Annotated in this window: 26 protein-coding genes; 12 read left to right on the forward strand and 14 right to left on the reverse strand. The window is 61.9% G+C overall.

The features are described 5' to 3' along the window. Positions 1-205 precede the first annotated feature (205 nt). Positions 206-1,570, forward strand: a complete 1,365-nt coding sequence (locus ABVN19_RS16010; RefSeq protein ID WP_028943173.1) for a glutamine synthetase family protein — start codon at positions 206-208, stop codon at positions 1,568-1,570. A 29-nt stretch (positions 1,571-1,599) separates the two neighbouring features. Continuing rightward, positions 1,600-2,907, forward strand: coding sequence for an FAD-binding oxidoreductase (locus ABVN19_RS16015; RefSeq protein ID WP_105642261.1), 1,308 nt, complete (start codon positions 1,600-1,602; stop codon positions 2,905-2,907). A gap of 83 nt (positions 2,908-2,990) precedes the next feature. On the opposite strand, the gene fadD1 is transcribed toward ABVN19_RS16015, so the two are convergent. Continuing rightward, positions 2,991-4,688, reverse strand: a complete 1,698-nt coding sequence (gene fadD1, locus ABVN19_RS16020) for a long-chain-fatty-acid--CoA ligase FadD1 (protein WP_028943171.1) — start codon at positions 4,686-4,688, stop codon at positions 2,991-2,993. 298 nt (positions 4,689-4,986) lie between these two features. After that, entirely contained in the window at positions 4,987-6,675 is a 1,689-nt protein-coding gene (gene fadD2, locus ABVN19_RS16025; protein WP_105642262.1) for a long-chain-fatty-acid--CoA ligase FadD2, read from the reverse strand. Between the two features lie 210 nt (positions 6,676-6,885). On the opposite strand from fadD2, the gene ABVN19_RS16030 reads away from it, so the two are divergent. Beyond that, complete coding sequence (locus ABVN19_RS16030; protein ID WP_028943169.1) at positions 6,886-7,830, forward strand: alpha/beta hydrolase; 945 nt, start codon at positions 6,886-6,888, stop codon at positions 7,828-7,830. 36 nt (positions 7,831-7,866) lie between these two features. Next, positions 7,867-8,337 (forward strand): MaoC family dehydratase, encoded by a 471-nt coding sequence (locus ABVN19_RS16035; protein WP_028943168.1) that lies wholly within the window; start codon positions 7,867-7,869, stop codon positions 8,335-8,337. A gap of 3 nt (positions 8,338-8,340) precedes the next feature. Here ABVN19_RS16035 and ABVN19_RS16040 read toward each other — a convergent pair whose 3' ends face one another. The 5 genes from ABVN19_RS16040 to ABVN19_RS16060 form a co-directional block, all read right to left on the reverse strand. Next, positions 8,341-9,576, reverse strand: coding sequence for an RNA polymerase sigma factor (locus ABVN19_RS16040; protein ID WP_105642263.1), 1,236 nt, complete (start codon positions 9,574-9,576; stop codon positions 8,341-8,343). Further along, positions 9,576-10,061, reverse strand: coding sequence for an SRPBCC family protein (locus ABVN19_RS16045; RefSeq protein ID WP_028943166.1), 486 nt, complete (start codon positions 10,059-10,061; stop codon positions 9,576-9,578). The genes ABVN19_RS16040 and ABVN19_RS16045 overlap by 1 nt, the downstream gene beginning before the upstream one ends. A gap of 19 nt (positions 10,062-10,080) precedes the next feature. Next, entirely contained in the window at positions 10,081-10,425 is a 345-nt protein-coding gene (locus tag ABVN19_RS16050) for a YciI family protein (RefSeq protein WP_028943165.1), read from the reverse strand. An 87-nt stretch (positions 10,426-10,512) separates the two neighbouring features. After that, positions 10,513-10,947: a nuclear transport factor 2 family protein gene (locus ABVN19_RS16055; RefSeq protein ID WP_028943164.1), complete on the reverse strand. Its 435-nt coding sequence runs from the start codon at positions 10,945-10,947 to the stop codon at positions 10,513-10,515. 105 nt (positions 10,948-11,052) lie between these two features. Next, positions 11,053-11,544 carry a GyrI-like domain-containing protein gene (locus ABVN19_RS16060; RefSeq protein WP_256585887.1) on the reverse strand — a complete coding sequence of 164 codons (492 nt, stop codon included), beginning with the start codon at positions 11,542-11,544 and terminating at the stop codon, positions 11,053-11,055. A gap of 102 nt (positions 11,545-11,646) precedes the next feature. Here ABVN19_RS16060 and ABVN19_RS16065 point away from each other — a divergent pair, with 102 nt between their 5' ends. Further along, positions 11,647-12,435, forward strand: coding sequence for an AraC family transcriptional regulator (locus ABVN19_RS16065; protein ID WP_105642265.1), 789 nt, complete (start codon positions 11,647-11,649; stop codon positions 12,433-12,435). Between the two features lie 197 nt (positions 12,436-12,632). On the opposite strand, the gene ABVN19_RS16070 is transcribed toward ABVN19_RS16065, so the two are convergent. Continuing rightward, the gene (locus tag ABVN19_RS16070) at positions 12,633-13,289 is read right to left on the reverse strand and encodes a LysE family translocator (RefSeq protein WP_028943161.1); all 657 of its coding nucleotides are present in this window, start codon (positions 13,287-13,289) and stop codon (positions 12,633-12,635) included. Between the two features lie 77 nt (positions 13,290-13,366). Further along, positions 13,367-14,326 (reverse strand): threonine dehydratase, encoded by a 960-nt coding sequence (locus ABVN19_RS16075; RefSeq protein WP_105642266.1) that lies wholly within the window; start codon positions 14,324-14,326, stop codon positions 13,367-13,369. An 87-nt stretch (positions 14,327-14,413) separates the two neighbouring features. On the opposite strand from ABVN19_RS16075, the gene ABVN19_RS16080 reads away from it, so the two are divergent. The 3 genes from ABVN19_RS16080 (at position 14,414) to ada (ending at position 17,518) form a co-directional block, all read left to right on the forward strand. Then, positions 14,414-15,760, forward strand: coding sequence for a PLP-dependent aminotransferase family protein (locus ABVN19_RS16080; protein WP_105642267.1), 1,347 nt, complete (start codon positions 14,414-14,416; stop codon positions 15,758-15,760). Further along, positions 15,757-16,380 (forward strand): DNA-3-methyladenine glycosylase, encoded by a 624-nt coding sequence (locus ABVN19_RS16085; protein WP_105642268.1) that lies wholly within the window; start codon positions 15,757-15,759, stop codon positions 16,378-16,380. Before ABVN19_RS16080 ends, ABVN19_RS16085 begins: the two co-directional genes overlap by 4 nt. 76 nt (positions 16,381-16,456) lie before the next feature. Further along, positions 16,457-17,518, forward strand: coding sequence for a bifunctional DNA-binding transcriptional regulator/O6-methylguanine-DNA methyltransferase Ada (ada, locus tag ABVN19_RS16090; protein ID WP_105642269.1), 1,062 nt, complete (start codon positions 16,457-16,459; stop codon positions 17,516-17,518). 71 nt (positions 17,519-17,589) lie between these two features. On the opposite strand, the gene ABVN19_RS16095 is transcribed toward ada, so the two are convergent. Further along, complete coding sequence (locus ABVN19_RS16095; protein WP_028943156.1) at positions 17,590-17,847, reverse strand: DUF2790 domain-containing protein; 258 nt, start codon at positions 17,845-17,847, stop codon at positions 17,590-17,592. A 285-nt stretch (positions 17,848-18,132) separates the two neighbouring features. On the opposite strand from ABVN19_RS16095, the gene ABVN19_RS16100 reads away from it, so the two are divergent. After that, entirely contained in the window at positions 18,133-18,585 is a 453-nt protein-coding gene (locus ABVN19_RS16100) for a GNAT family N-acetyltransferase (RefSeq protein ID WP_256585888.1), read from the forward strand. On the opposite strand, the gene def is transcribed toward ABVN19_RS16100, so the two are convergent. The 3 genes from def to ABVN19_RS16115 all read right to left on the reverse strand — a co-directional run bounded on the left by def (position 18,537) and on the right by ABVN19_RS16115 (position 20,387). Continuing rightward, positions 18,537-19,076: a peptide deformylase gene (gene def / locus ABVN19_RS16105; RefSeq protein ID WP_028943154.1), complete on the reverse strand. Its 540-nt coding sequence runs from the start codon at positions 19,074-19,076 to the stop codon at positions 18,537-18,539. The two genes, ABVN19_RS16100 and def, sit on opposite strands and share 49 nt — an antisense overlap. Then, positions 19,066-20,052 (reverse strand): YihY/virulence factor BrkB family protein, encoded by a 987-nt coding sequence (locus ABVN19_RS16110; RefSeq protein WP_028943153.1) that lies wholly within the window; start codon positions 20,050-20,052, stop codon positions 19,066-19,068. The genes def and ABVN19_RS16110 overlap by 11 nt, the downstream gene beginning before the upstream one ends. 155 nt (positions 20,053-20,207) lie before the next feature. Further along, positions 20,208-20,387 (reverse strand): CsbD family protein, encoded by a 180-nt coding sequence (locus ABVN19_RS16115; protein WP_028943152.1) that lies wholly within the window; start codon positions 20,385-20,387, stop codon positions 20,208-20,210. Between the two features lie 232 nt (positions 20,388-20,619). On the opposite strand from ABVN19_RS16115, the gene ABVN19_RS16120 reads away from it, so the two are divergent. Both ABVN19_RS16120 and ABVN19_RS16125 read left to right on the forward strand, forming a co-directional pair. Next, the gene (locus tag ABVN19_RS16120) at positions 20,620-22,125 is read left to right on the forward strand and encodes a NosD domain-containing protein (RefSeq protein ID WP_028943151.1); all 1,506 of its coding nucleotides are present in this window, start codon (positions 20,620-20,622) and stop codon (positions 22,123-22,125) included. 113 nt (positions 22,126-22,238) lie between these two features. Further along, positions 22,239-22,622: a hypothetical protein gene (locus ABVN19_RS16125; protein ID WP_028943150.1), complete on the forward strand. Its 384-nt coding sequence runs from the start codon at positions 22,239-22,241 to the stop codon at positions 22,620-22,622. Here ABVN19_RS16125 and ABVN19_RS16130 read toward each other — a convergent pair whose 3' ends face one another. Then, on the reverse strand, positions 22,623-23,459 hold the full coding sequence (locus tag ABVN19_RS16130) for a S1-like domain-containing RNA-binding protein (protein ID WP_028943149.1): 837 nt from the start codon (positions 23,457-23,459) through the stop codon (positions 22,623-22,625). 146 nt (positions 23,460-23,605) lie between these two features. Between ABVN19_RS16130 and ABVN19_RS16135 the strand changes: the two genes are divergently transcribed. After that, positions 23,606-24,475: a DUF6279 family lipoprotein gene (locus ABVN19_RS16135; protein WP_105642270.1), complete on the forward strand. Its 870-nt coding sequence runs from the start codon at positions 23,606-23,608 to the stop codon at positions 24,473-24,475. Positions 24,476-24,505 lie beyond the last annotated feature (30 nt).

Genomic DNA, 24,505 nt, shown 5'->3' on the forward strand with positions numbered 1-24,505 from the left:
GCGGGCTCGCTCTGGCGAAAACCCGCTGGTTCATATCATTCTCGCCTTCTGGGCCTTGTGGCACTGCCGCCATGCCCGCCCACCCGATACTCGCCTCGCTCTGCACTGAACCGTGCGGCCAACCCCTGGCCGACTTTCCTTGTCGATGGCTGTCGCCTGATGGCGAATACAGTCCTGTGCGCCTGATGGCGCGAGCGAGCACCCGATGCAATTTGCCCCCCTTGAGCAGGCCCGAAGTTTCCTGGCACAAAACCCCGATATCGAAATGATCGAGCTGTTCATCCTCGATGCCAACGGCGTGCCCCGCGGCAAGCTGCTGCACCGCGAAGAACTGCTGGCGGTGTATGAAAGCGGCCGGCCGCTGCCCAGCACCATCCTCGGGCTGACCCTCAATGGCGATGATGTCGAGAACTCCGGGCTGGTGTGGGACGTGGGCGATATCGACTGCCGCGCCTACCCGCTGGAAAACAGCCTGGTGCGCCTGCCCTGGCGGCAGATCCCCACGGCCGCAGTGCAGGTCAGCATGCACCCCAGCGAAGGCATGCCGGCGACCATCGCCGACCCGCGCCACCTGCTGGTCAAGGTGATCGATGCGCTCAAGGCCGAGGGCTACCACCCGGTCATGGCGTGCGAGCTGGAGTTCTACCTGCTCGATCAGAAGCGCGACGCCCATGGTCGGCCGCAACCGGCACTCGACAGCGACGGCGGGCGCCCTCGCGGTACCCAGGTGTATGGCCTGCGCGAACTGGAACAGATCGAGCCGTTCCTCGCCGACCTGTATGCCGCCTGCAAGGCCCAAGGGATTCCGGCGCGTACCGCCATTTCCGAATACGCCCCAGGCCAGGTGGAAATCACCCTGGAGCACGGCGATGCACTGCTGGCGATGGACCAGGCGGTGCGCTACAAGCGCCTGGTCAAAGGCGTGGCGCACAAGCACGGCATGCAGGCGTGCTTCATGGCCAAGCCGTTCGACGACCTGGCCGGCACCGGCATGCACATGCACGTGAGCCTGGCCGATGCCGAAGGCAACAACCTCTACGCCAGCGACGACAAGGCCGGCACCCCGCTGCTGCGCCAGTCGGTGGCCGGCATGCTCGAGCACTTGCTCGACTCGCTGCTGTTGTTCTGCCCCAACGCCAACTCGTACCGGCGCTTCCAGGCCAACAGCTATGCACCGCTGGCGCCGACCTGGGGCGTCGACAACCGTACCGTGAGCCTGCGCGTACCGGGCGGCCCGGCCAACAGTCGGCATATCGAACACCGCATCTGCGGAGCCGATGCCAACCCGTACCTGGCCGCAGCGGCGATCCTCGCCAGCATCCACCACGGCATTCGCCAGCAGCTCGACCCGGGCGCCCCGGTCGAAGGCAACGGCTATGCCCAGGCCAAGGAACTGCTGCCCACCGACTGGCTGACCTCGCTCAAGGCCCTGGAGTCTTCAAGCTGGGCGCGCGAGGCGTTCGGTGAAGCCTTCCTCGGCGTTTACCTGGCGGTCAAACGCGCCGAGTACCGTCAGTTCATGGCCGAAGTCGGTGAACAGGACTGGCGCTGGTACCTGACCCAGGCCTGATCCCTTTATTTTTGCGCCAAGGATTTTTTATGAACGCAGCCGTGAATACCGGCACCGCCCAGCGCAGTGCTTCCTACTACACCGCCAGCCTGAACGACGCTACCCAGTACCCCACCCTCAAGGGCACGGTAAACGTTGATGTGGCGATTATCGGCGGCGGCTTTACCGGTGTCGCCAGCGCCGTGGAACTGGCCGAACGCGGGCTCAAGGTCGCTATCGTCGAAACCAACCGCATTGGTTGGGGCGCCAGCGGGCGCAACGGTGGCCAGGTCACCGGCAGCCTGTCGGGCGATGAAGCCATGCGCAAGCAGATGCGCGACAGGCTGGGCAACGAGGTGGACGACTTTATCTGGCACCTGCGCTGGCGCGGCCACCAGATCATCGAGCAACGGGTAGAGCGCTACGGCATTGCCTGCGACCTCAAGCGCGGCCATTTGCATGCAGCGATGAAGCCCTCGCACATGACAGAACTGCAGGCTTTCGAGGCCGAGGCGCGGCGCCGCGGCATGGGCGATCAGGTGCAACTGCTGGATCGCGCCGACATGGCCGAACACCTGCAAAGCCCGCTGTACCTAGGCGCCCTGAAGAACCTGCGCAACCTGCACCTGCATCCGCTCAATTTGTGCCTGGGCGAAGCCCGCGCTGCCCACAGCCTGGGTGCGCTGATCTTCGAGAATTCCGAGGTACTGGATATCGTCCACGGCGAACACCCTGCCATCGTCACGTCCCAGGGGCGGGTCGAAGCCAAGCAGATCCTGCTGGCGGGCGACGTGTACCACAAACTGGAAAACCGCCAGCTCAAGGGCAAGATCTTCCCGGCCATGGGCGGCATCGTCACCACTGCACCGCTGGGCGAGCTGGCTGCGCAGATCAACCCCCAGGACCTGGCGGTGTACGACTGCCGTTTCGTGCTCGACTACTACCGCCTGACCGCCGATGGCCGCCTGCTGTTCGGTGGCGGCGCCAACTACTCAGGGCGTGACTCGCGGGATATCGCCGGCGAACTGCGCCCGTGCATCGAACGTACCTTCCCGGCGCTCAAGGGTGTGCCAATCGAGTTCCAGTGGAGTTGCGCGATGGGCATCGTGGTCAACCGCATTCCGCAGTTGGGCAAGCTGTCAGACAACGTCTGGTACTGCCAGGGCTATTCGGGGCACGGCATTGCCACCAGCCATATCATGGGCGAGATCATGGCCGAGGCCCTGACCGGCACGCTGGAGAAATACGATACGTTTGCCGGCTGCAAGCACATCAAGGTGCCCATGGGCGATGTGCTGGGCAATCCGTTGTTGGCGGCGGGGATGTGGTATTACCAGATGCTCGAGAAGCTGCGCTAAGCGCAAAAGCATCGCGGGGCAAGCCCGCTCCTACAACGTTTGTAGGAGCGGGCTTGCCCCGCGACTGTCCTGCACAGAAGCGATCAGGCGATCTTCTTCAGCCCCAGCTTCTTCAACTCTTCATCACGCAGCTCACGACGCAGGATCTTGCCGACGTTGGTGGTCGGCAGCGCCTCGCGGAACTCGATGAACCGCGGCACCTTGTAGCCGGTGACGTTGGCACGCATGTGCTCCATCACTTGTTCCTTGGTCAGGGTCACACCCGGCCGTGCAACGATGAAGAGCTTGATCACTTCACCGGATTTCTCGTCCGGTACGCCGATGGCCGCGCATTGCAGCACGCCAGGCAATGCGGCCAAGACATCTTCGAGCTCGTTGGGATAAACGTTGAAACCGGAGACCAGGATCATGTCTTTCTTGCGGTCGACGATGCGCATGTAGCCGTCCGGCTGGATCAGCGCGATGTCACCGGTCTTGAGCCAGCCTTCGCTGTCGAGGATCTCGTTGGTGGCGTCCTGGCGCTGCCAGTAGCCTTTCATCACCTGCGGGCCTTTGACGCACAGTTCGCCAACTTCACCCAACGGCAATTCGGTACCGGCGTCATCGACGATCTTGCACAGGGTCGAAGGCACGGGAATGCCGATGGTGCCGACCTGGTTGTGCTGGGCCGGATTGACCGTTGCCACCGGACTGGTCTCGGTCATGCCGTAGCCTTCGCAAATGGCGCAACCGGTGACCGCCTTCCAGCGATCGGCCACGCTCATCTGCAGGGCCATGCCACCGGACAAGGTGATTTTCAGTGCCGAGAAGTCCAGCTTGCGGAAGTTTTCGTTGTTGCACAGGGCAACGAACAAGGTGTTCAGGCCGACAAAACCGCTGAACTTCCACTTCGACAGCTCCTTGACCATCGCCGGCAAGTCGCGCGGGTTGCTGATCAGGATGTTGTGGTTGCCGATAAGCATCATCGCCATGCAGTGAAAGGTGAAGGCGTAGATGTGATACAGCGGCAGCGGGGTGATCAGGATCTCGCAACCTTCATTGAGGTTGGAGCCCATCAGCGCGCGGCACTGCAGCATATTGGCCACCAGGTTGCGGTGGGTGAGCATCGCGCCCTTGGCTACGCCTGTGGTGCCGCCGGTGTACTGCAGCACGGCCACATCATTGCTGCCGGGGTTGGCTTCCTTGACCGGCTGGCCGGCGCCTTTGCTCAGCACATCATTGAACTTGACGGCCTTGGGCAGGTGGTAGGCCGGCACCATTTTCTTCACGTACTTGATCACGCTGTTGATCAACAGGCGTTTTACCGGTGGCAGCATATCGGCCACTTCGGTGACAATAACGTGCTTGACCTGGGTCTTGGGCACCACCTTCTCGGCCAGGTGCGCCATGTTGGCCAGGCACACCAGCGCCTTGGCACCGGCGTCGTTGAACTGGTGCTCCATTTCCCGCGCGGTATACAACGGGTTGGTGTTGACCACGATCAGGCCTGCACGCAGGGCCCCGAACACGGCGACCGGGTATTGCAGCACGTTGGGCAATTGCACGGCGATACGATCGCCGGGTTGCAGGTCGGTATGTTGCTGCAGGTAAGCGGCAAAGGCGCCCGACAACTCATACAACTCGCCGTATGTGATGGTTTTGCCCAGGTTGCTAAAGGCGGGTTTGTCAGCAAAGCGTTGGCAGGACTGTTTCAATACTGCCTGGATATTCGGGTACTCGTCGGGATTGATTTGCGCAGCAACCCCGGCTGGGTACTTATCCTTCCAAAAATTTTCGATCATGGAAGCCCACTCCTCCAGCAACAGCGAATTCTTCACCGCAGTCGATGCGATTATTATTGATATGAGATTACGGTTTATTGCAAACCAGGTAATCGGAAGCGGGCCGAGAGTAGCAGCTTTGCCAAGGGTCGACTAGAGCTAAAGTAGCCCGAACAGTCACGGAAATGACTCTTGATTATTTAATAGTCATTTTTAGAGTAAAAAACCTAAAGACCTGCAATCGCAGGAGCGGGCTTGCCCCGCGATGGGCCAATTGATCGGCTTCATCGCGGGGAAAGCCCGCTCCTACCACGTGCCGTCAGGCAATGTCGCGAAGCTCGCGGCGCAGGATCTTGCCCACCGCCGTCATCGGCAAGGAGTCACGCAGCACAATGTGCTTGGGCACCTTGTAGCCGGTGAAGTTGGCCTTGCAGTAGGTCTTCAGTTCCTCAAGGCTCACGCCGCCTTCACGCGCGACCACGAACAACTTCACCGCCTCGCCGGAGCGCTCGTCCGGAATGCCGATCACTGCGCAGTTGGCCACCTTTGGATGGCTCATGACCACTTCTTCGATCTCGTTCGGGTACACGTTGAAACCCGAGACGATGATCATGTCCTTCTTGCGGTCGACAATCCGGGTAAAGCCATCGGGGTCGATCACGGCGATGTCGCCGGTCTTGAACCAGCCATCGCTGTCCAGGGCCTCGGCGGTGGCCTCCGGGTGCTGCCAGTAGCCCTTCATGACCTGCGGGCCCTTGATGCACAGCTCGCCGCGCTCGCCCAGCGGCTGCTCGTTGCCCTCATCGTCGATCACCTTGAACCCCGTGCCCGGCACCGGAATGCCCACCGTGCCCAGGCGCGCCAGTTGGCCGTAGGGATTGGTGCTGGCCACCGGCGAGGTTTCCGTCAACCCGTAGCCTTCGACGATGCGGCAGCCCGTGATGCTTTCCCAGCGCTCAGCGGTGGCCTTGACCAGGGCGGTGCCGCCCGAGTTGGTGACCTTGAGGGCAGAGAAATCCAGGTTCTTGAACTCGGGGTGATTCATCAGCGCCACGAACAAGGTGTTGAGCCCGAGCAGCCCCGAGAACTTCCACTTTTTCAGCTCCTTGATGAAACCGCCGATATCCCGCGGGTTGGTAATCAGCACGTTGTGATTGCCGGTGACCATCATGCACATGCAATTCGCGGTGAATGCATAGATGTGATAGAGCGGCAGCGGCGCGATCATCACCTCCTGCCCTTCCCTGATCAGCCGCTGGCCGTCAGGCCCGTGCTGGGAGAAGCAAGCCAGAACCTGGAGCATGTTGGCCACCAGGTTGCCGTGGGTGAGCATCGCGCCCTTGGCCAGGCCCGTGGTGCCGCCGGTGTACTGCAGCACGGCGATGTCGTCGAGACTCAGGGCCACCGGCTTTGGCACCAGGCCTCGGCCCTGGCTCAAGGCAGCCTTGAACCGCACGGCCTGGGGCAACTGGTAGTCGGGCACCATCTTCTTGACCTTGGCAACGATGGTGTTGACCAGCCAGCCCTTGGCCATTGGCAGCATGTCGCCCATCTTCGCTTCGATCAGGTACTCGATGCCGGTGTCGGGCAGCACTTCCTGCACCAGCTTGCCGAACATGTTCAGGTACACCAGCGCGCGCGCACCGGAATCCTTGAACTGGTGGCGCATCTCGCGGGCGGTGTACAGCGGGTTGGTGTTGACCACGATCAGCCCGGCGCGCAAGGCACCGAATACGGCGATGGGATACTGCAGCACGTTGGGCATCTGCACGGCGATGCGGTCGCCCGGCACCAGGTCGGTGTGCTGCTGCAGGTAGGCGGCGAAGGCCGCAGAGTGACGTTCGAGTTCGGCATAGGTCAGGGTCACCCCCAGGTTGCTGAACGCCGGGCGATCAGCAAACTTCTTGCAAGAGCGTTCGAATACTTCGACCACAGACTTGTAAGCATTCATGTCAATGTGCGAAGGAACGCCTTCGGGGCGCTTGTCATTCCAGAAATCAGCTTGCATTTATTCTTGTCCTCATACCTGAGCCGTTCCGGCCCCCTTGCCTGCTTGGCGAAGAAGGTGCTTTGCCGACGTTAGCAGGTATGTCGCAGGTGGCAAATATGCCAAGCGCTGTCATTTACATTGTGAATCTTGTTGGTAGACGCCCTTCAATTCTGTGCTTGGGTTATACACTGTGCTCACCCCACCGATCTGCGTGCACAAGGACCCGCCATGCATCACGACGCGTTCTGGCTACCGGCCAGCGACCATTGCAGCTTGTATGTCTATCAATGGCTGCCGAGCACGCCCATCAAGGCGGTGGTATTGCTGGCCCATGGCATGGCCGAGCATGCCGGACGCTACCAGCGCCTGGGCGAAGCCTTGAGCGCCGCAGGTTTTGCCCTGATCGCCCATGACCAACGCGGCCACGGCCGTAGCGCCGAACTCGGCACCCTGGGCCTGTTCGCCGCGCACAAGGGTTGGAGCGCGGTGGTCAACGACCTGGGCCTGCTCAGCCAGCACATCGGCCAGCAGTACCCCGGCACGCCGGTCTTCATCTTCGGCCACAGCATGGGCAGCTATATTGCCCAGGCCTACCTGATGCACCACGGCGCCAGCCTGCAGGGCGCCATTCTCAGCGGCTCCAACTTCCAGCCACCGGCGCTGTACCGCGCCGCCTGCGTGATCGCCCGTTTCGAAGCCTGGCGACAGGGGCCATTGGGGCACAGTGCATTGATCGAATGGCTGTCGTTCGGTTCATTCAACAAGGCCTTCAAACCCAACCGCACGCCGTTCGACTGGCTCAGCCGCGATAACGCCGAGGTTGACCGCTATGTCGCCGACCCACTGTGTGGCTTTCGCTGCACCAACCGCCTGTGGATTGACTTGCTGATGGGCCTTGAGCAAATCAGCCAGCCAGCCAACCTCAAGCAGATCGATCCGAACCTGCCGATTCTGGTGATGGGCGGCGAATGTGATCCGGTCAGTGCCGGCAAGCGTCTGAAAGATCTGGCCGGTGCCTTGCGCCTGGCCGGCAACCAGCATGTCCAGTTGCAGCTGTACCCCAAGGCACGGCATGAACTGCTCAATGAAACCAACCGTGACGAGGTCACGGCCGCGATCATCGACTGGCTGGAGCAGGCGTTGGCCCTTGGCCGCCCTGCCCGCAGCGAATGACGGCCGACCTCGTTTCCAGATGCAGGAACCCCAACGATGACCCAGGTCACCAACACGCCTTACGAAGCCCTTGAAGTCGGCCAGACCGCCAGTTTCAGCAAGACCGTCGAAGAACGTGACATCCAGCTGTTCGCAGCGATGTCCGGTGACCACAACCCGGTACACCTGGACGCCGAGTTCGCCGCCAAGAGCATGTTCAAGGAACGCATTGCCCACGGCATGTTCAGTGGCGCGCTGATCAGCGCCGCCGTCGCGTGCGAGCTGCCCGGCCCTGGCACCATCTACCTGGGTCAGCAGATGACTTTCCAGAAGCCGGTGAAGATTGGTGACACCCTCACCGTGCGCCTGGAAATCCTCGAGAAGCTGCCCAAGTTCAAAGTGCGCATCGCTACCCGCGTGTTCAACCAGAACGAAGAGCTGGTGGTCGATGGCGAAGCGCAGATCCTCGCCCCCCGCAAACAGCAGACCGTCGACCTGGTAAGCCCGCCGCCGATCTCCATCGGCTAAGGTTCACAGCTCGCTCAGGCGGCGCTCGATGAAGCGCCGCTCGGCGCCTTGTTGGGTCAGGCCCAAGGCGGTCTGGTACGCATCGCGCGCCTGCTCCAGCCGCCCCAGTTGCCGACAGAGTTCGGCCCGGGCGGCATGGGCAAGGTGATAGTCCTGCAACTGGCCGCTGGCCAGAATCGCCTCCACCGCCTGCAATCCCACTTCCGGACCATCGCGCCGCGCCAGCGCCGCAGCACGGTTGAGCGCCACTACCGGCGACGGCCAACCCTGCAGCAGCGCATCGTATAAACCGACAATCTCTTCCCAGTCCGTCTCCTCGGCACTGGCGGCTTCAGCGTGTACAGCGGCAATCGCCGCCTGCAGGCTGTACACCCCGAACTGCTGACTGCGCAGCGCCTGCTGCACAAGTTGGCTGCCCTCGGCGATCAATGCGCGGTTCCACAAGCGGCGGTCCTGCTCATCCAGCACGATCAGTTCGCCCTGCTCATCACTGCGCGCCGCCTGTCGCGAGGCCTGTAGCAGCATCAAGGCCAACAGTCCCAGCACTTCCGGGTCAGGCAGCAATTGCTGCAGCAACCGCCCCAGGCGGATTGCTTCATCGCTGAGGTCATTGCGCATCAGGTTGTCGCCCGATGACGCCGAATAGCCCTCGTTGAACACCAGATAGATCACCCGCAAGACGCTATCGAGTCGCTCGGGCAACTCGGCCAGCGTAGGCACCTGATAAGGGATTTTCGCATCGCGAATCTTGGCCTTGGCCCGTACGATACGCTGGGCAATGGTGGCCGGGCTCTGCAGAAAGGCCCGGGCGATCTCCTCGGTGGTCAAGTCGCAGACCTCACGCAAGGTGAGCGGTACCTGGGCGTCAGCGGCCAGCGCTGGGTGGCAACAGGTGAAGATCAGGCGCAGACGATCGTCTTCCAGCTCCTCGACATTCACTTGATCGTCCTCCTGCACCTCCAGGGCCATCATCAACTGCGCCTGGGAACGGTCGAAACGCGCACGTCGACGCAGCCCATCGATGGCCTTGAAGCGCCCGGTGGACACCAGCCAGGCCCGGGGGTTGGCCGGGATGCCATCGCGCTGCCAACGCTCGACCGCCACGAAAAACGCTTCGTGCATGGCCTCCTCGGCCAGGTCGAAATCCCCCAGCAAGCGAATCAGGGTTGCCAGGATTCGCCGCGACTCCCGCTTGTAGACCGACTCGACCTCGGCCCGTACCAACGCCTGCGTCGCCATCAGTCCGGCATCTGGGTAGTCACCAGCGCCACCAGCCGGTCCAGGCTCTCGCCCCAGCCGCGATGAAAACCCATTTCTTCATGGGCCAGGCAATCGGCAGCGTTCCAGTGCCAGGCGCGTGCGGTGTACTGGGTCTTGCCGCGCACGTCTTCAAAGGTCACCACCGCCGTCATGAAGGCCTTGTTCGATGGCACCCAGCCGGGCCCGAAAGCATCGGTAAAGACAATACGCTCAGGCGCGACAATCTCCAGGAATACGCCCTGGTTCGGGTATTCCGTACCGTCTGGCGCTTGCATCACCGTGCGAAACAGCCCCCCGACCCACAACTGCATCTCGCACAGGGGCGTGGTCATGCCGTTGGGCCCCCACCACTGCGCCAGCAGCTCGGGCTCGGTCCATGCCTGGAACACCTTGCGACGAGGTGCATCGATCAGGCGGGTGAGGGACAGCTCGTGCTGCGCTGTTCCTGGTGGATGAAGGCTCATCTTGTTGTTCTCCTTCGTTTCAGGGTTGGAGCTCGCGGATCGGCCTCACTTCGACACTGCCGACCCGGGCGGCAGGGATTCCCTTGGCAATATTCAACGCTTCGTTCAGGTCACGGGCATCGACCAGATAGAAACCGGCCAGTTGCTCCTTGGTCTCGGCAAAAGGCCCATCGGTCAGGCTCATGCGCCCTCCGCGCATCCTCACCGTGGTTGCCGTCTGCACAGGCTTGAGCGCTTCGGCGGCCAGCATCCGCCCGCTGCCCTGGATCGACTCGGCATAGGCCATGCACTCGGCATCGGCGGGGCTGTCGGGCAGGCTGTGCAGCAGACCTTCTTCACAGTAGACCAGGCAAAGGTATTTCATCGTCGTCTCCACAGCAGATGCTCACTATGGCTGCAGTCCGCGCTCCCGGAGAAAGCGCGATTTGGCATAACCGTTGACGTTTTCAGTTCAAGGCTTGAGCGTGAACAGCGCGGCGCCCGTCTCCATATCGAACGGTGCCGACCAGTGTTCATGAATGACCTTCCACTGCCCGCCAATACGCTGGTAGCCGACGGTTACACGCATATAGCAGCTCTTGTCCTCGCCGCCCTCTTCCCCACCCGGGCCACAGCGATTGAGCCAATGGGCAAACGCCAGTTCCGGGGTAGCGTGGATCTGCAATTGCTCCATCTCGAAGACCATCTCGCCGGGGCAATGCTCCATGCAGGCCTGCCAATGGGCCTTATAGGCGGCCTTGCCCTTGAACTGCAGTTCCTTTACGGCATCGAAGGCGACGATATCGTCGGCGTATGGGGCGGTGATGGCGGGAATGTCTCGGGCACGGACGGCGGGGATCCAGCGTTCTATCAGCTGGCGGATCTCGGTTTCGGCGGCACTGCTCATGGTCGTGTCCTCTGCGATTCGACAGGTGTCAGGCGCCGAACAGTTCGGCGCGTTCACAAGTGGTCGAATCAGGGTGCGAGGAATCGACAGTACCGGGTCACTTTTTTAGTTGCGCCGCTCCAGTGGCAGCCAGATTTCCATCACGCTGCGGCGATCGAACGGATCGAAATCCTTGCCATAGCGCTCGAACTCCGGTGCCTGGGCAACTCGCTCGCCAGAGGTGGGCAACCAGTCATTCCAGATAGCCTGGAACGTCGCCTTGAGATTCTCGACGCTGCCATGGTGCTCGAACACCGCATAGCGCTGCGGCTTGAGCTGCACATGCTGGAAATCGGCCGGCAATACCTCGGCGTCCTCCACTTGCACCCCGGCGATGTAGTCGAAATGGCCTTTGCCGTAGGCGTTGCAGCACACGCCGTAGGTGTACGCGCCGATCTGCCCGGCCACCCGGCCGATGTGCGGCTCGAAGCGCTGCCACAATTCAGGAATGGTGTGGGTCGTGGACTGCGTGAAACGTCCACCCATGCCTGCGATGACCAGGGCCTGGCCCTCTTCGATTCGCACGGGTTCGATTGCAACGTGATTCGGGATGGACATGTCCATTGCCTCCTTTAATGAATCGTTGGCCTGCCCGGGCATTGCAGGGCAGCTGGGTCGTCCGCTAGCGTAGTCGCAATTGCTCCGATGCGGAATCAACCCATGACACTGATCGCAGAACCCCTGCACGCCTGCGGCCTGGTCGAATCGTCATGGGTGCGCGCCAGCGCCGCGAGTTTTCCCCGGCACACCCATGATGAGCTGGTGCTGGGCGCCAACCTGGCCGGGCACGAACAGATCTGGCTCGACGGCAAGCACCTGGAGGTGCCAGCCGGTGCTGTGACGCTGTACAACCCGCTGGCGGTGCAGGCGTCAGAGTTCGGCCCGCAAGGTGTCGAGTACATCAGCCTGCACCTGGACATCAGCGCGTTGCAACGCATCATGCGTGAGCACAATCTCGGCCCTGGGCACGGTTGCCCGACCTTTGCACAAGGGGTGTTGCATCAACCTGAGTTGTACCGTTCGATCATCGACTTCGCCGGCGCTGACACAGCGGCCGAACAAGAAGCAGCCTTGCTGCAGCTGCTGGCCAATCTGTTTGAGCAGGCCCCTTCGGCCATTGGTGAGCAGGCACCGGCCATCGAACGCAGCGTGGCACTGATGCGCGCCCACCTGCATCAACGCCTGACGCTTGAACAACTGGCGCACGCGGCGGGCCTGAGCAAATTTCACTTCGTGCGCTGCTTCAAAAAAGCCAGGGGCCTGGGGCCGCTGCAGTACCACATGCAACTGCGCCTGATCGAAGCGCGGCAGCAGCTGCGCACAGGCGCACACCCCAGGGATGTGGCGCTGGGCCTGGGCTTCTACGACCAGAGCCATTTCATCAATGCGTTTGGCAGGGTCATGGGCGTCACCCCGACCGCCTACTCAGCCGCGTTCCGGCGCCCCTGAACAAAAGAGCCCCTTACGGGGCTCTGGTCATTGCTAAGGAAGAAAACCACTGCCTGCCGAGCGCTTGGCACGTTTGGCGGCACGTTTTTCGTCAGCCGTTTTCAGGGGCTTTTTCTTGGCCATCTTTTTCGCATCAAGACCTTTCATCTCGAAGATCCTCCGGCCGGACGGCACCTGCGCGCGGGTGCCCCGACTGATTATAGACCTGCTGTGGCGGCGGGCACGGCGAGGATGAATTCGCGGTAGCCCGAGACAATCACATAGACGGCGAAGTAGCAGAAAATCGCCGCCGAAAGCAGATACGACCACGTCAGCAGCCGATCACCCAGCAGTCGCCCGCCATGGCTTGCGATCAGGCACAGCGACAGGCACCAGAGCAGACCGGCGGCAAAAAAGCCGGACAGAAACAGCCCGGCTTCCATCACCCCGCCACCCGCGGAGCGGGAGATCAGCACGCCCCCCACCGCGGCAAACCAAAGAATCGCGCTGGGCGAAGACATGGCCAGGAAGATCCCGCGAACGAACTCGCGCCAGGCCGACTCCACCACCACCTCGCCCGCCTGCACATGGCCTTCCCCACGCCAGGCCGCCAGCAGCATCTTGACCGCAAACCACACCAGCAACACCGAGCCGCCCAGCCACAACACCCAGCGGACCGTCTCGAACTGCAGCAGCACGGTCATCCCCGCCAGCGCCGCCACGGCGTACACCAGATCGCCCACGCACGTGCCAAGGCCCAACCAGAAGCCCTGCAGAAAACCGCGCTGCATGGCCAGGGTGATCATGGCGATATTGGCGATGCCGATATCCAGGCACAGTGACAAGCTGAGAAGAAAACCATTGGAAAAAGGCATTGAGGGTTCCAGAGACAGCGTTGAAGGCAGGCGCCATTAAAGCGGCAATTGCCTTGGCTGTATTGGAAGAAATTGCCTTAGCTCTGGCCCGTCAGCACCTGCGCATACCGCTCTCGATCGACATTGGCCCCACTGAGGATCACCGCCACCTTACGCCCCTGCTGGCGCTCGCGCTCCTGAAGCAGCGCGGCCAAACCGGCGGCGCCAGCGCCTTCGGCGGTGTTGTGGGTGTCTTCGTGATAAATGCGCATGGCCTGGGCGATTTCTTCATCGCTGACCCGGACAATGCGGGCGGCATGCTCACGGACCAGGTCGAAAGCTTCTGGCACCGGAATGCGACAGGCCATGCCGTCGGCGAAAGTGTTGGCCGTGGCGGTGGTGACGATGTTGCCCTGCTCGAAGCTCTGGGCGAAGGCATCCGCCTCGGTCGAGACCACGCCAACAATTTCGGTGCGCAGGCCCAGCAGGTTGCGAGCCTGGATCAGCCCACAGATGCCCGAGCCCATGCCGATGGGCACGTACACGCAATCCAGGTCCTGTACAGCATCGAACAGTTCCAGCGCATAGGTGGCCACCCCTCGTACCAACTGCGGATGGAAGGACGGCACCATTTCATAGCCGTGCTGCTGTGCCTGGCGTGCCGCTTCTTCGCGGGACTGGTCAAAATCCGCGCCGTGTTCGATCAACTCCGCGCCCAGGGCCCGCATCGCCGCGTTCTTTTCCCGCGAGTTGCCCTCGGGTACGACGATGATGATCGGCAAGCCCGCATTGTGCGCCGCCAGGGCCATGCTCTGGCCGTGGTTGCCACGGGTGGCGGTGACCAGCCCGCGAACGCCTGGCTTGTGCGCCAGCAACCACTGCACATAAAGCAAGCCGCCGCGCACCTTGAAGGCGCCGGTGGGTGCATGGTTCTCGTGCTTGACCCACACCTGGCAACCCAGCCGCTCGGCCAGCCGTGGCCAGGCGTACTGGGGGGTGGCGGGCACACTGGCGTGAACCAGGCGGGCAGCGTCGCGCAGGGCAGGCAGGTCGAACATGGAACACCTCGGCAGCAGTGGATTTGACCTGATCCTAGCCCCGGCGCATTGTATGGGCCAAACCCTATATTGCATGGCCAACAATAAATGTGGACTCCTACCCTGCCCGACAATGACCAGCCGCGTTACCTGGCGTTGGTCGAGGCCATTGCTGCCGCCATCGAGGGGGGTGAGCTGAAAGTCGGCGAACGCCTGCCACCCCAACGACGCCTGGCGTGGAACCTGGGACTCAACCCCAGCACCACCCAGCAGGCCTACCGCGAAGCTGCTGCCCGCCACCTGGTCAGCGGCGAGGTGGGGCGCGGCACCTACGTGCTGGCCGGCAGCAAGGAAGCCACGCTGTTTCACCTCAAGCAACGTCACCTGCAACCGGGCTTGATCGACCTGTCGACCAACGTCCCGGTGATAGACCCCGACAACAACGATATCGAGCGCACCTTGCACGCCTTGCTGCACGCCGGCGAGGTGCGCAGCCTGGACCGTTACCTGAGCGCCGAAGCGCTGCTGCTGGCCCGGGTGCAAGGCGCCGCCTGGCTGGCCAATCGCGGCCTGCAATTGAACGCCGATCAGCTGTTGCTATGTGGCGGAGCCCAGCAAGGGCTGTTCAGTCTGCTGCTGTCGCTGTGCCAACCCGGCGAGCCGGTATTGGTTGAATCCCTCACCGCACCGGGCATCAAGGCCGCCTGCCGCCAGCTGCGCCTGCCGTTGCACGGTGTGGCTCAGGATCACCAGGGCATCCTCCCGGACGACCTGGACCGCGTCGCGCGTGCCACCGGCGCCCGGGTGCTGGTGCTCACGCCCAGCCTGCAGAATCCCACCGGCGCCTGCATGGGGCTCGAGCGCCAGCACGCTGTTGCCCAAGTGGTGCTTCGTCATGGCCTGCTGCTGATCGAGGATGATGTGTACGGCGCGCTGACCGACCAGCCGCCGCTGTGGGCACTGCTCGGCCAGCAGAGCGTCCTGGTCAGCAGCCTGTCCAAAACGGTGGGTGCCGGCTTGCGCCTGGGCTGGATCGTCGCCGACCCGCCGCTGCTGGCCAAGGTCGATCCCCATGCCCAGGCAACCCACTGGCAGGTTTCGCCGCTCAACCTGCACATTGCCTGTCGCTGGATCGCCGATGGCACGACGGCGCGACGACTGGCCTGGCAACGTGAAGAGATGGGACAGCGCTGGCGCCTGGCGCGCAAGATCCTCGGCAGTGAGCGGCTCTACAGCCAACACCCTTCACCGCATATATGGGTGAGCTGCCCGCAACCGGCACAGACACTGGTGCAACGTTGCAGGGCTAACGCCGTGGAAGTGGTACCGGCCGAGGTGTTTGCGGTAAAACAGAACGATCTGCCGGCCATTCGCATCAGCCTGTCGGCAGCCAGCAGCCGCGCCGAACTCAAACAGGGCCTTGAGCGCGTGGCGCAGGCCATGGAGACGCAATGACTGATTGCTATCGCCAGGCAGAGGCATTTCTCGCCGCACTGGACCCGCGCTGGGCTTTGCATGTGCAGGCCATCGGCCCATGCCTGCATAAACCTTTGCCGCACCGCGACCCCTACCAGGCGCTGGTGCGCGCTATCGCCTACCAGCAGTTGCATGTCAAAGCCGGCGACGCGATTCTGGGCAGGTTCATTGCGTTGTATCCGGGGTGCGATTTTCCAAGTCCGGCACAGGTAATGGCGACCACCCCGGAACAACTGCGGGCCTGTGGCTTTTCCGCCAGCAAGCTTGCGACCATTCAGGGCATCGCCCGGGCCCGGATCGACGGTGTGGTACCGGATCACCAGCAGGCGATGGCTCTGGAGGATGAGCAACTGATCGAACGCCTGGTCAGCCTGCGCGGCGTCGGTCGCTGGACAGTGGAGATGCTGTTGATCTACACCCTGGAGCGCATGGACATCCTCCCGGCAGATGACTTTGGCGTGCGCGAGGGCTACCGTCGGCTGCAGGGGCTCGATGCCCAGCCCACCCGCCGGCAGATGATCGAGCTCGGGCAGGCCTGGCAGCCCTATCGCACCGTTGCCGCCTGGTACCTGTGGCGCGTGCCGAACACGCGAGTTTGAACGCAAGACCCGGAGTTTTTCTGCAACCGGTCCGCTCTAACCTGAACGTATCGACCCTCACCAAGAGACTATCGGCATGAACCAGGGCAAACCCCGTATCAGCGAATCCGATCCACGCTGGCAAGCCATCGTGGCGCGCGACCCGGCAGCCGACCGGGACTTTGTCTACGCGGTGCGTACCACCGGTGTGTACTGCCGCCCCAGCAGCAGCTCGCGGCTGCCGCGAATCGAAAACGTCGAGTTTTTCGACACCCCGGCGCAAGCCGAAGCTGCCGGTTATCGCCCGAGCAGACGCCGGGGCGCAGACCAGACCCGAATGGCCGAACAGCACCGCACCCAAATCACCCGTGCCTGCCAGTTGATCGAAAGCGCCGAGTCGGCTCCGAGCCTGAACCAACTGGCCGCGCAACTGGCCATGAGTCCGTTTCATTTTCACCGGGTGTTCAAAGCCGTCACCGGGCTCACGCCCAAGGCCTACGCCTCGGCCCACCGGGCGCGCAAGGTGCGCAAGCAGTTGCAGCAGTCTTCGACGATCACCGACGCCCTGTACGAGGCCGGCTTCAACTCCAATAGCCGCTTCTACGAGTCCAGCAACGCGCGCCTGGGCATGACGCCGGGGGCTTACCGCGATGGCGGCGTCAATACCGATATCCGCTTTGCCATCGGTCAGTGTTCGTTGGGGGCGATATTGGTGGCGCAAAGTGAACGAGGGATCTGCGCGATCCTGCTGGGTGATGACCCGCAAGCATTGCTGCAGGACCTCCAGGACAAATTCCCCAAGGCCAACCTGCTGGGCGCAGACGCTTCGTTTGAAACCCTGGTGGCCAGGGTGGTGGGGCTGGTCGAAACTCCGGGCATCGGCCTGGACCTGCCGCTGGACTTGCGCGGCACCGCTTTTCAGGAACGCGTGTGGCAGGCATTGCGCACGATTCCGCCTGGCACTACCGCCAGCTACGCAGAAATCGCCCAGCGTATCGGCGCTCCCAAGGCAGTGCGTGCCGTAGCCCAGGCGTGTGCAGCCAACAGCCTGGCCGTTGCCATTCCCTGCCACCGAGTGGTGCGCAGTGACGGCAACTTGTCGGGCTATCGTTGGGGCGTGGAACGCAAGCGCCAGTTGCTGGAGCGTGAGGCTCCGTAGACACCAGGGTCAGGTCTCGTTATTGCAGGTGGTTTTGACAATAACGCGGTTAACGCTCGCGCCACCATCAATCAACCGTTACTGCAACCACTGCCCATGGCGCGGTATTCTATGGTGTGACGCTGACCGTGGTGGTCTTCATAGGTCATGGTCGCCGGCACAACTTCACAGACATTGGGAATGGTCGACAAGTTGATAACTTTGGCAATATCCAGGTCCTGGGTGTAGTCATACTGTTCGACAGCCGGTTGTACCGCTGCGGTGTTGATTTCATCAGCCATGGCAAAGGAAGACACCCCCACCAGGGCAAGCACCATTAAACTTTTCATCGTATAAGCCTGCAAAGCAATCAAACTAATCGATTGACTTCATTGGCCAACAGGGGCGCGGAGAAGTTGTTATATCAATCACACACGACATAACACGAAGTACCGATCCCACTGTTTATGTTCTGCGTGGGACAGGGGTAGTTTACAACTTGGGATGATGGCTTTAAGCCCTGCGCCAGACAATCACTGTTACCGTAATCGTAACAATGGCAAGGGCGGTGCCCCTCGACAGCCTGACTGCACCAGTGTACAAGCCCGGACCAGAGCCCCCGCAGGAGATTTTCGGTGCCTTCGCTTCGCTACTGCCCGCTGACTGGCCTCGAGCGGCCACTGCTCAACAAATTCTATAAAAGCCAGCATTCGCCCATGCGCGCAGCCACCGACGGACAACTCTGGGTGGCCCGCGCCAATGATATCGTTGCCGCCTTGTGCCTGAGCCCTGTCACAGGAGGGCGCTGGTTGACCGGCTTATGGGTGGCCACGCCCTGGCGCGGACAGCGGATCGCCCGCCACCTGCTGGAGGCGGCGCTGCACTCTGCTCAAGGGACGGTGTGGCTGTTCTGCCACCCGGATCTGCAGCACTTCTACAACCGCCTGGGTTTCGCCCCTTGCATGCACTTGCCGGCGGCGCTGGGCGAACGCCTGGCCCGCTATCAGCGCAGCAAACCGTTGCTGGCGATGGCCCGCAATCAGTCGTCGCTGGCGGAGTCCAGGCCGGGGAACAGCACGTCGGTATAGCCGAACTTGTTGAAGTCGTGGATACGCGAGGGGTACAACCGCCCGATCAAGTGATCGCACTCGTGCTGCACCACCCGTGCGTGAAAGCCTTCGGCCAGGCGGTCGATCACCTGGCCCTGAGGGTCGATCCCGGCATAATGGATGCGTCGGTAACGCGGCACCACCCCGCGCAAGCCCGGCACCGACAGACAGCCTTCCCAGCCCTCTTCCACTTCAGTACCCAACGGGGTAATGACCGGATTGAGCAGGATCGTCTGCGGCACAGGTTCGGCATCCGGATAACGCTCGCTGCGCTCGAAGCCGAAGATCACCAGCTGCAGGTCGACCCCGATCTGCGGCGCGGCCAGGCCAACGCCGCCCACGTGACGCATGGTCTCGAACATGTCGGCAATCAACTGGTCCAGTTCGGCACTGCCGATCAGTTGCGCCGGCACTGGCGGGGCGATGCGCAGCAAGCGCTCATCGCCCATTTTCAGAATGTCACGAATCATGGGAAGTTCGACTCAAGGGTTCGCCTTCGGGCGTGGCCGGGTGGTCAAGCGAATGATCACGCCCCAACCCGGAAACATGCTTTTTATCATGTTCATGGGCATCCTCACCGGCCTCTTTTTCACCGGGGTTCTTGCCTTCGGCAGACAGATGCTCGATCACGGCATTCATTTCCGCCCCCAGCAACAAAACCGCGGCAGAAATATAGAAATACAGCAGCAACACGATAATTGCACCGATGCTGCCATACATCGCGTTGTAGTCGGCGAACGTCTTGACGTAATAACCAAACCCCAATGACGCCAGTATCCATACCACCACGGCCAGTACCGAGCCCGGGGTAATAAAACGAAACTCCTGTTTCACGTCCGGCATCACGTAGTAAATCAATGCCACTGCCACCATCATCAGAATGATAATTGCCGGCCAACGCAACACCGTCCACAAGGTGACGATGAATTCCTGCATGCCGATCTGCGAAGCGATCCACTCCATCACCTGCGGGCCCAGTACCATCAGCGCCGCCGCTGCCAGCAACATGCCGGCGATACCCACGGTGTAGAAGATCGACAAGGGAATGCGCTTCCAGACCGGGCGCCCTTCGATCACGTCGTAGGCCGCGTTCATTGCGCTCATCATCAGCCGCACACCGGCCGAGGCCGTCCACAGGGCGATCACGATACCTACTGAAAGCAAGCCGCCCTTGGACTGCTGCAACTGGTCGATCACAGGGTTCACCTGCTCCAGCGCCTGGGGCGGCAATACCAGCTCAGATTGCAGCCGCAGCCAGGAGAAGAAGTCCGGCAAGTGCAAAAAGCCGATCAGGGCGATCAGGAACAGCAGGAAGGGGAACAGCGAAAACAGCATCTGGTAGGCCAGTGCCGACGCATAGGTGGACATCTCGTCATCGAGAAACTCCTTGACGGTGCGCACCAGCACGCGGTGCAAGGGCAAGCCGCGCAGGTCGGGGAAAATCATAGCGTCTCCTTTCGCCGTTCGAGGGTCATGGAAAAGGCTCCTCACTAAAGTCTGCAGTAAAGTCTAAACGACGATCGCGCCAAAGTTGCGATTGATTGCTGCAGATAGCACAACGGCCACTCCAGGTGGCCGCCGTGATTCGTCACTGGCATCGATCAAGGCTTCTTCACCGCATCCTTGACCTTGCCGACCACCTGCTGGGCTTCACCCTTGCGTTCCTGCAACTCGCCTTCGGCGCGAAGGCGCTCATTGTCAGTGGCTTTGCCAATACCTTGTTTGACATTACCGACCGCTTCGTTGGCCATACCTTTGACTTTATCTTTGGTGCCACTCATAGGAGTTCTCCTGAAGGGGAAAAACGGGCTGTCAGAGTCGACAGTCAATGGACCTGTGGCCTTGTTCGGGAGTTTCAATTATTTGCCCGACGGCCAAACAGCGGGCGAATACCGCCCCGATTCGCTGCACCCTGCCGCCGACTGGCGAGGGCTTCCCTTAGAATTCGCAACAGCGCGGCAGGCCTTGTGTACCGCTGCGATAAAAACAACAGCCGATTGTGGAAGTCCTACGATGCGTGTCATGCCTTTGTTGGCAGCCCTACTGCTGCCCCTGTCTGCCCTGCCCTTTAGCGCCACTGCCGCCGCACCGGCACCGGCGTTGACCACGCTGGTGGTGGATCGCTATGTCGATGACCTGCAACCTGGCAGCCTGCGCTGGGCGATCGAGCGCAACAACCAGAACCCCGGCCAGTTCCGGATCGAGATCCGCCCAGTGGGCAAGGCGCCCTATGTAATCAAGCCGACATCACCGTTGCCAGCAATCCAGGGGCCGGTGAGTATCGAGGGCAGCGCATGGCCGCGCACGGGACAATTCATTGCCATCGACGGTTCGGCCTACATCATCGGTGACGGTACCCAGGCGTGCCCTGGCGCAGTGGCCGGCCAGTTCGGCACCAACGTGCGCACCACCACCGGTCCCGGCCTGGTCCTGCGTGATACCCGTGGCGTGAGCATCTCAGGCCTTGAGGTGCGCAATTTCTGCATCGGCATCCTGATCAACCGCGCCAGCAACAACGTGATTCAGGACAACCGCATCCTTGCCAACAAGGGCGGTGCCGGCATCATGCTCACCGGCGACGATGGCCAGGGCAATCCAACCGCCACCACCACCAATAACAACAAGGTGCTGCGCAACCAGTTGATCGACAACGGCGACGGCCTGGAGTTGACCCGTGGCGCGGCGTTCAACCTGGTGGCCGACAACCTGTTCCGCTCCACCGCCGCCAACCCGGAGCCGTCCCAGGGCATCGAGATTCTCTGGGGCAATGACAACAGCGTGGTGCGCAACCGCTTCGAGAACTACTCCGACGGTTTGCAGATCAACTGGGGACAGCGCAACTACCTGGGTGCCAACACCTTCACCGGCAACTCCATTGGCGTGAGCGTCAGCGGCGCGGGCAATATCCTCGACGGCAACCAGATCCACGGCAACCGCATCGGCGTTGCCCTGCGCCCGGAGCCTACCTCCACCAGCAACCGTCTCAGTGCCAACCAGATCTGGAACAACAACCTGGACATCCGCCGCTGCCAGGCCGGAGGTTCATGCCTGGCCAAGCAGCAGACCGGCGCCATCGTCTTCGGTGTTCCGGCCATCGAGCATGCCCTCTATGAGGGTTCGCGCGGCATCGGGGTCGATCAGTCGGGCAACAACCGGGCAATCATCTGCAGCGACGAGGCGCAGGTGAAGGGCTGCCAGCCGATGCCCAATCACAATCAGCCAGCTCCGCTGCTGACCGCCCTCAAAGGCAATCGCCTCCGCGGCACCGTGAACGGCGAACCTGACAGCCTGCTGCGGGTAGAAGTGTTCGCCAATCAACAGGCCCAGAGCGCTGAAGCCGAGCACTACCTGGGCGAGTCCCTGGTCGCCACCGATGCCAAGGGCCAGGGTCAGTTCGACTATGTGCTGGAGCAAGGCACGACGTTCGGCTCCTTCACCGCAACCGTCACCCGCGCCGATGGCGCCACCTCGCCCTTGAGCCAGCCACTCTCGGCTTCCGTGGGCCACGCCAACCGCTGAAACAGAGCGAGCGCCGCTTGCCAGGCTGGCAAGCGGCGCATCTGGCTGCTTTATGTTTCAGGCCAATCCCAGCACAATGAGCGACCTTTCAAGCGTCACCCGTAGGAACCTGCATGAAACTCGACAAACCCACCGCCATTGCCCGTCGCAACCAGGAACTGGAAAGACCGGTACTTTCCAGCGACAACACCCTGTTTGCCGTGCTCGACACCAAGCGCAGCCTGTGGTGGTTCGATGTGCCGGTAAAGCTGGTGCTGAAAAAAGACGCGGCTGACTGGGTCAACCTGCTGCTGCACACGCCCGAGACCGACGAACTGCAGCACCTGAAGGTGCCGGTGAATTTCTTGAAGGCCCATCTGGAGAAGATGGAAGTGCGCCACCCCGGCAAGCGGCGCTCCACCATCAGTCTGGCGCTGAGCGCAGACCGCGACTCGATGCTCCAGGACCTGCGTCCGGGCGGCGAGAACCTGAACTTTGCAGGCTTTCGCCAGGCCTGATCAAACCAGCTCGATGCGGTCGGCGTGGATGACGATACGGCCATCTTTGTACAAGGCACCGATGGCTTTCTTGAAGTTGCCCTTGCTGACCCCGAACAAGTCGCTGATCGCCTGTGGATCGCTCTTGTCGCTTACCGGCAGCACGCCATTGGCGTCCTTGAGCTTGGCCAGGATCTTGTCGTGCAGGCTGTTGGCCAGGTCCTGGCCAAGGGGCTGCAGGCTCAAGGCAATCTTGCCGTCGCTGCGCATCTCCTTGATGTAGCCCTTCTCCTGCTTGCCCGAACGCAGGAACTTGAACACTTCGTTCTTGTGAATCAGGCCCCAGTGCTTGTTGTTGATGATCGCCTTGAAACCCATCGGGGTTTCTTCGACCACCAGCAAATCAACCTCCTGGCCTTGCGCGTAGGTGGCCGGCACCTTGTCCAGGTAGCGGTCCAGGCGCGCGGTGGCGGTGATCCGACGGGTGCGCTTGTCCAGGTAGGCATGCACCACGCAATACTCGCCCTGGCGCATCTGGCGTTTTTCTTCGGAGTACGGCATCAGCAGGTCCTTGGGCAAGCCCCAATCCAGGAAGATACCGATGCTGTTGATTTCCTTGACCTTGAGGCTGGCGAACTCACCGACCTGCAGCTTGGTCTTTTCGGTGGTCGCGATCAGCTTGTCTTCGCTGTCCAGGTACACGAAAACGTTCAGCCAGTCTTCGACCTCGGTGGGCGTGTCCTTGGGGATGTAGCGGTTGGGCAGAAGGATTTCACCATCCGCGCCGCCGTCCAGGTACAGGCCGAAGTCCGTGTGTTTCACGATTTGCAAACTGTTGTAACGCCCAACTAAAGCCATTTCCGGAAATCCTCGTTGCGAGCCCGGCATTCTACACCCGAACCGGCCACACCGCCCGGTCGCCGTTGGCTACCCATCGGTAAAAAGGAACCGGGGTGCCGCGCGCTGTTCTATAAATTCAAGCAAGCCCTCGCAAGGATTCGCTCATGTACGCCTGCCTGCCCAAGTACTTGCGCACCCTCCTGCTACTGGTCCTGCCGGCCCTCTTGGTGCTGGCCTGCAGCCGTATCGACCTCGCCTACCGCAACCTCGATATGCTGGTGCCCTGGTCGCTGAACGACTACCTGAACATGAACCGCCAGCAAAAAACCTGGCTCAACCAACGCCTCAAGCAGCACCTGGCGTGGCATTGCCGCACGCAGCTGCCGGGCTACCTGACCTGGATCGACGAAGTCCGACAGATGGTCGCCGACAACCAGGTAACCGACCAGCAATTGCAACTGCGCACCCAGGAAGCGAAACAGGCGATCGCCAAAGTGGCCGACCAGATCACCCCTTCGGCAGCCCAGCTATTGCGGGCGATGGACGATGAACAGGTCCACGAGATGCGCCAGGCCTTTGCCGAAGACATCAGTGAGCGCCAGGCAAAGTATGTGAAAACGCCCCTGGCGCGGCAGATCGAACAACGCGCCGAGCGCATGGAAAAACGCCTCACGCCATGGCTGGGCGAGCTCAGCTCACAACAGCGGCTGCGGATCATGACCTGGTCACAGGGGCTGGGTGAACAGAACCGCCAGTGGATCGCCAACCGGGCCAACTGGCAGGCGCACTTCAGTGCCGCGATGGACCAGCGCCACACTGACGCCTTCGAGCCACAGTTGGTACGCCTGCTCAAGAACCGGGAAAGCCTGTGGACACCGGAATACCGCCAGGCCTACCAGCGCACGGAAAAAGCTGCCCGGCAATTGCTTGTGGACCTGATGGCCCAGAGCAGCGAGCAGCAACGTACGCACCTGGAACAAAAGCTGGACCAGGTGCGCAAGGACTTCAGTGAGTTGAAGTGCATGAAAGGCTGATTGGGGAGGTGGTTTGCTGCAGGAGCGGCG

Origin of the sequence: Pseudomonas vranovensis (assembly GCF_040438935.1) — a bacterium.
Taxonomy (GTDB): Bacteria; Pseudomonadota; Gammaproteobacteria; order Pseudomonadales; family Pseudomonadaceae; genus Aquipseudomonas; species Aquipseudomonas vranovensis.

What these genes read in the sequence shown, in the direction of transcription:
- ABVN19_RS16010 (WP_028943173.1), top strand. Translation starts at nt 206, where the DNA reads ATGCAATTTGCCCCCCTTGAGCAGGCCCGAAGTTTCCTGGCACAAAAC.
- ABVN19_RS16015 (WP_105642261.1), top strand. Translation starts at nt 1,600, where the DNA reads ATGAACGCAGCCGTGAATACCGGCACCGCCCAGCGCAGTGCTTCCTAC.
- fadD1 (WP_028943171.1), bottom strand. Translation starts at nt 4,688, where the DNA reads ATGATCGAAAATTTTTGGAAGGATAAGTACCCAGCCGGGGTTGCTGCG.
- fadD2 (WP_105642262.1), bottom strand. Translation starts at nt 6,675, where the DNA reads ATGCAAGCTGATTTCTGGAATGACAAGCGCCCCGAAGGCGTTCCTTCG.
- ABVN19_RS16030 (WP_028943169.1), top strand. Translation starts at nt 6,886, where the DNA reads ATGCATCACGACGCGTTCTGGCTACCGGCCAGCGACCATTGCAGCTTG.
- ABVN19_RS16035 (WP_028943168.1), top strand. Translation starts at nt 7,867, where the DNA reads ATGACCCAGGTCACCAACACGCCTTACGAAGCCCTTGAAGTCGGCCAG.
- ABVN19_RS16040 (WP_105642263.1), bottom strand. Translation starts at nt 9,576, where the DNA reads ATGGCGACGCAGGCGTTGGTACGGGCCGAGGTCGAGTCGGTCTACAAG.
- ABVN19_RS16045 (WP_028943166.1), bottom strand. Translation starts at nt 10,061, where the DNA reads ATGAGCCTTCATCCACCAGGAACAGCGCAGCACGAGCTGTCCCTCACC.
- ABVN19_RS16050 (WP_028943165.1), bottom strand. Translation starts at nt 10,425, where the DNA reads ATGAAATACCTTTGCCTGGTCTACTGTGAAGAAGGTCTGCTGCACAGC.
- ABVN19_RS16055 (WP_028943164.1), bottom strand. Translation starts at nt 10,947, where the DNA reads ATGAGCAGTGCCGCCGAAACCGAGATCCGCCAGCTGATAGAACGCTGG.
- ABVN19_RS16060 (WP_256585887.1), bottom strand. Translation starts at nt 11,544, where the DNA reads ATGTCCATCCCGAATCACGTTGCAATCGAACCCGTGCGAATCGAAGAG.
- ABVN19_RS16065 (WP_105642265.1), top strand. Translation starts at nt 11,647, where the DNA reads ATGACACTGATCGCAGAACCCCTGCACGCCTGCGGCCTGGTCGAATCG.
- ABVN19_RS16070 (WP_028943161.1), bottom strand. Translation starts at nt 13,289, where the DNA reads ATGCCTTTTTCCAATGGTTTTCTTCTCAGCTTGTCACTGTGCCTGGAT.
- ABVN19_RS16075 (WP_105642266.1), bottom strand. Translation starts at nt 14,326, where the DNA reads ATGTTCGACCTGCCTGCCCTGCGCGACGCTGCCCGCCTGGTTCACGCC.
- ABVN19_RS16080 (WP_105642267.1), top strand. Translation starts at nt 14,414, where the DNA reads ATGTGGACTCCTACCCTGCCCGACAATGACCAGCCGCGTTACCTGGCG.
- ABVN19_RS16085 (WP_105642268.1), top strand. Translation starts at nt 15,757, where the DNA reads ATGACTGATTGCTATCGCCAGGCAGAGGCATTTCTCGCCGCACTGGAC.
- ada (WP_105642269.1), top strand. Translation starts at nt 16,457, where the DNA reads ATGAACCAGGGCAAACCCCGTATCAGCGAATCCGATCCACGCTGGCAA.
- ABVN19_RS16095 (WP_028943156.1), bottom strand. Translation starts at nt 17,847, where the DNA reads ATGAAAAGTTTAATGGTGCTTGCCCTGGTGGGGGTGTCTTCCTTTGCC.
- def (WP_028943154.1), bottom strand. Translation starts at nt 19,076, where the DNA reads ATGATTCGTGACATTCTGAAAATGGGCGATGAGCGCTTGCTGCGCATC.
- ABVN19_RS16110 (WP_028943153.1), bottom strand. Translation starts at nt 20,052, where the DNA reads ATGATTTTCCCCGACCTGCGCGGCTTGCCCTTGCACCGCGTGCTGGTG.
- ABVN19_RS16115 (WP_028943152.1), bottom strand. Translation starts at nt 20,387, where the DNA reads ATGAGTGGCACCAAAGATAAAGTCAAAGGTATGGCCAACGAAGCGGTC.
- ABVN19_RS16120 (WP_028943151.1), top strand. Translation starts at nt 20,620, where the DNA reads ATGCGTGTCATGCCTTTGTTGGCAGCCCTACTGCTGCCCCTGTCTGCC.
- ABVN19_RS16125 (WP_028943150.1), top strand. Translation starts at nt 22,239, where the DNA reads ATGAAACTCGACAAACCCACCGCCATTGCCCGTCGCAACCAGGAACTG.
- ABVN19_RS16130 (WP_028943149.1), bottom strand. Translation starts at nt 23,459, where the DNA reads ATGGCTTTAGTTGGGCGTTACAACAGTTTGCAAATCGTGAAACACACG.
- ABVN19_RS16135 (WP_105642270.1), top strand. Translation starts at nt 23,606, where the DNA reads ATGTACGCCTGCCTGCCCAAGTACTTGCGCACCCTCCTGCTACTGGTC.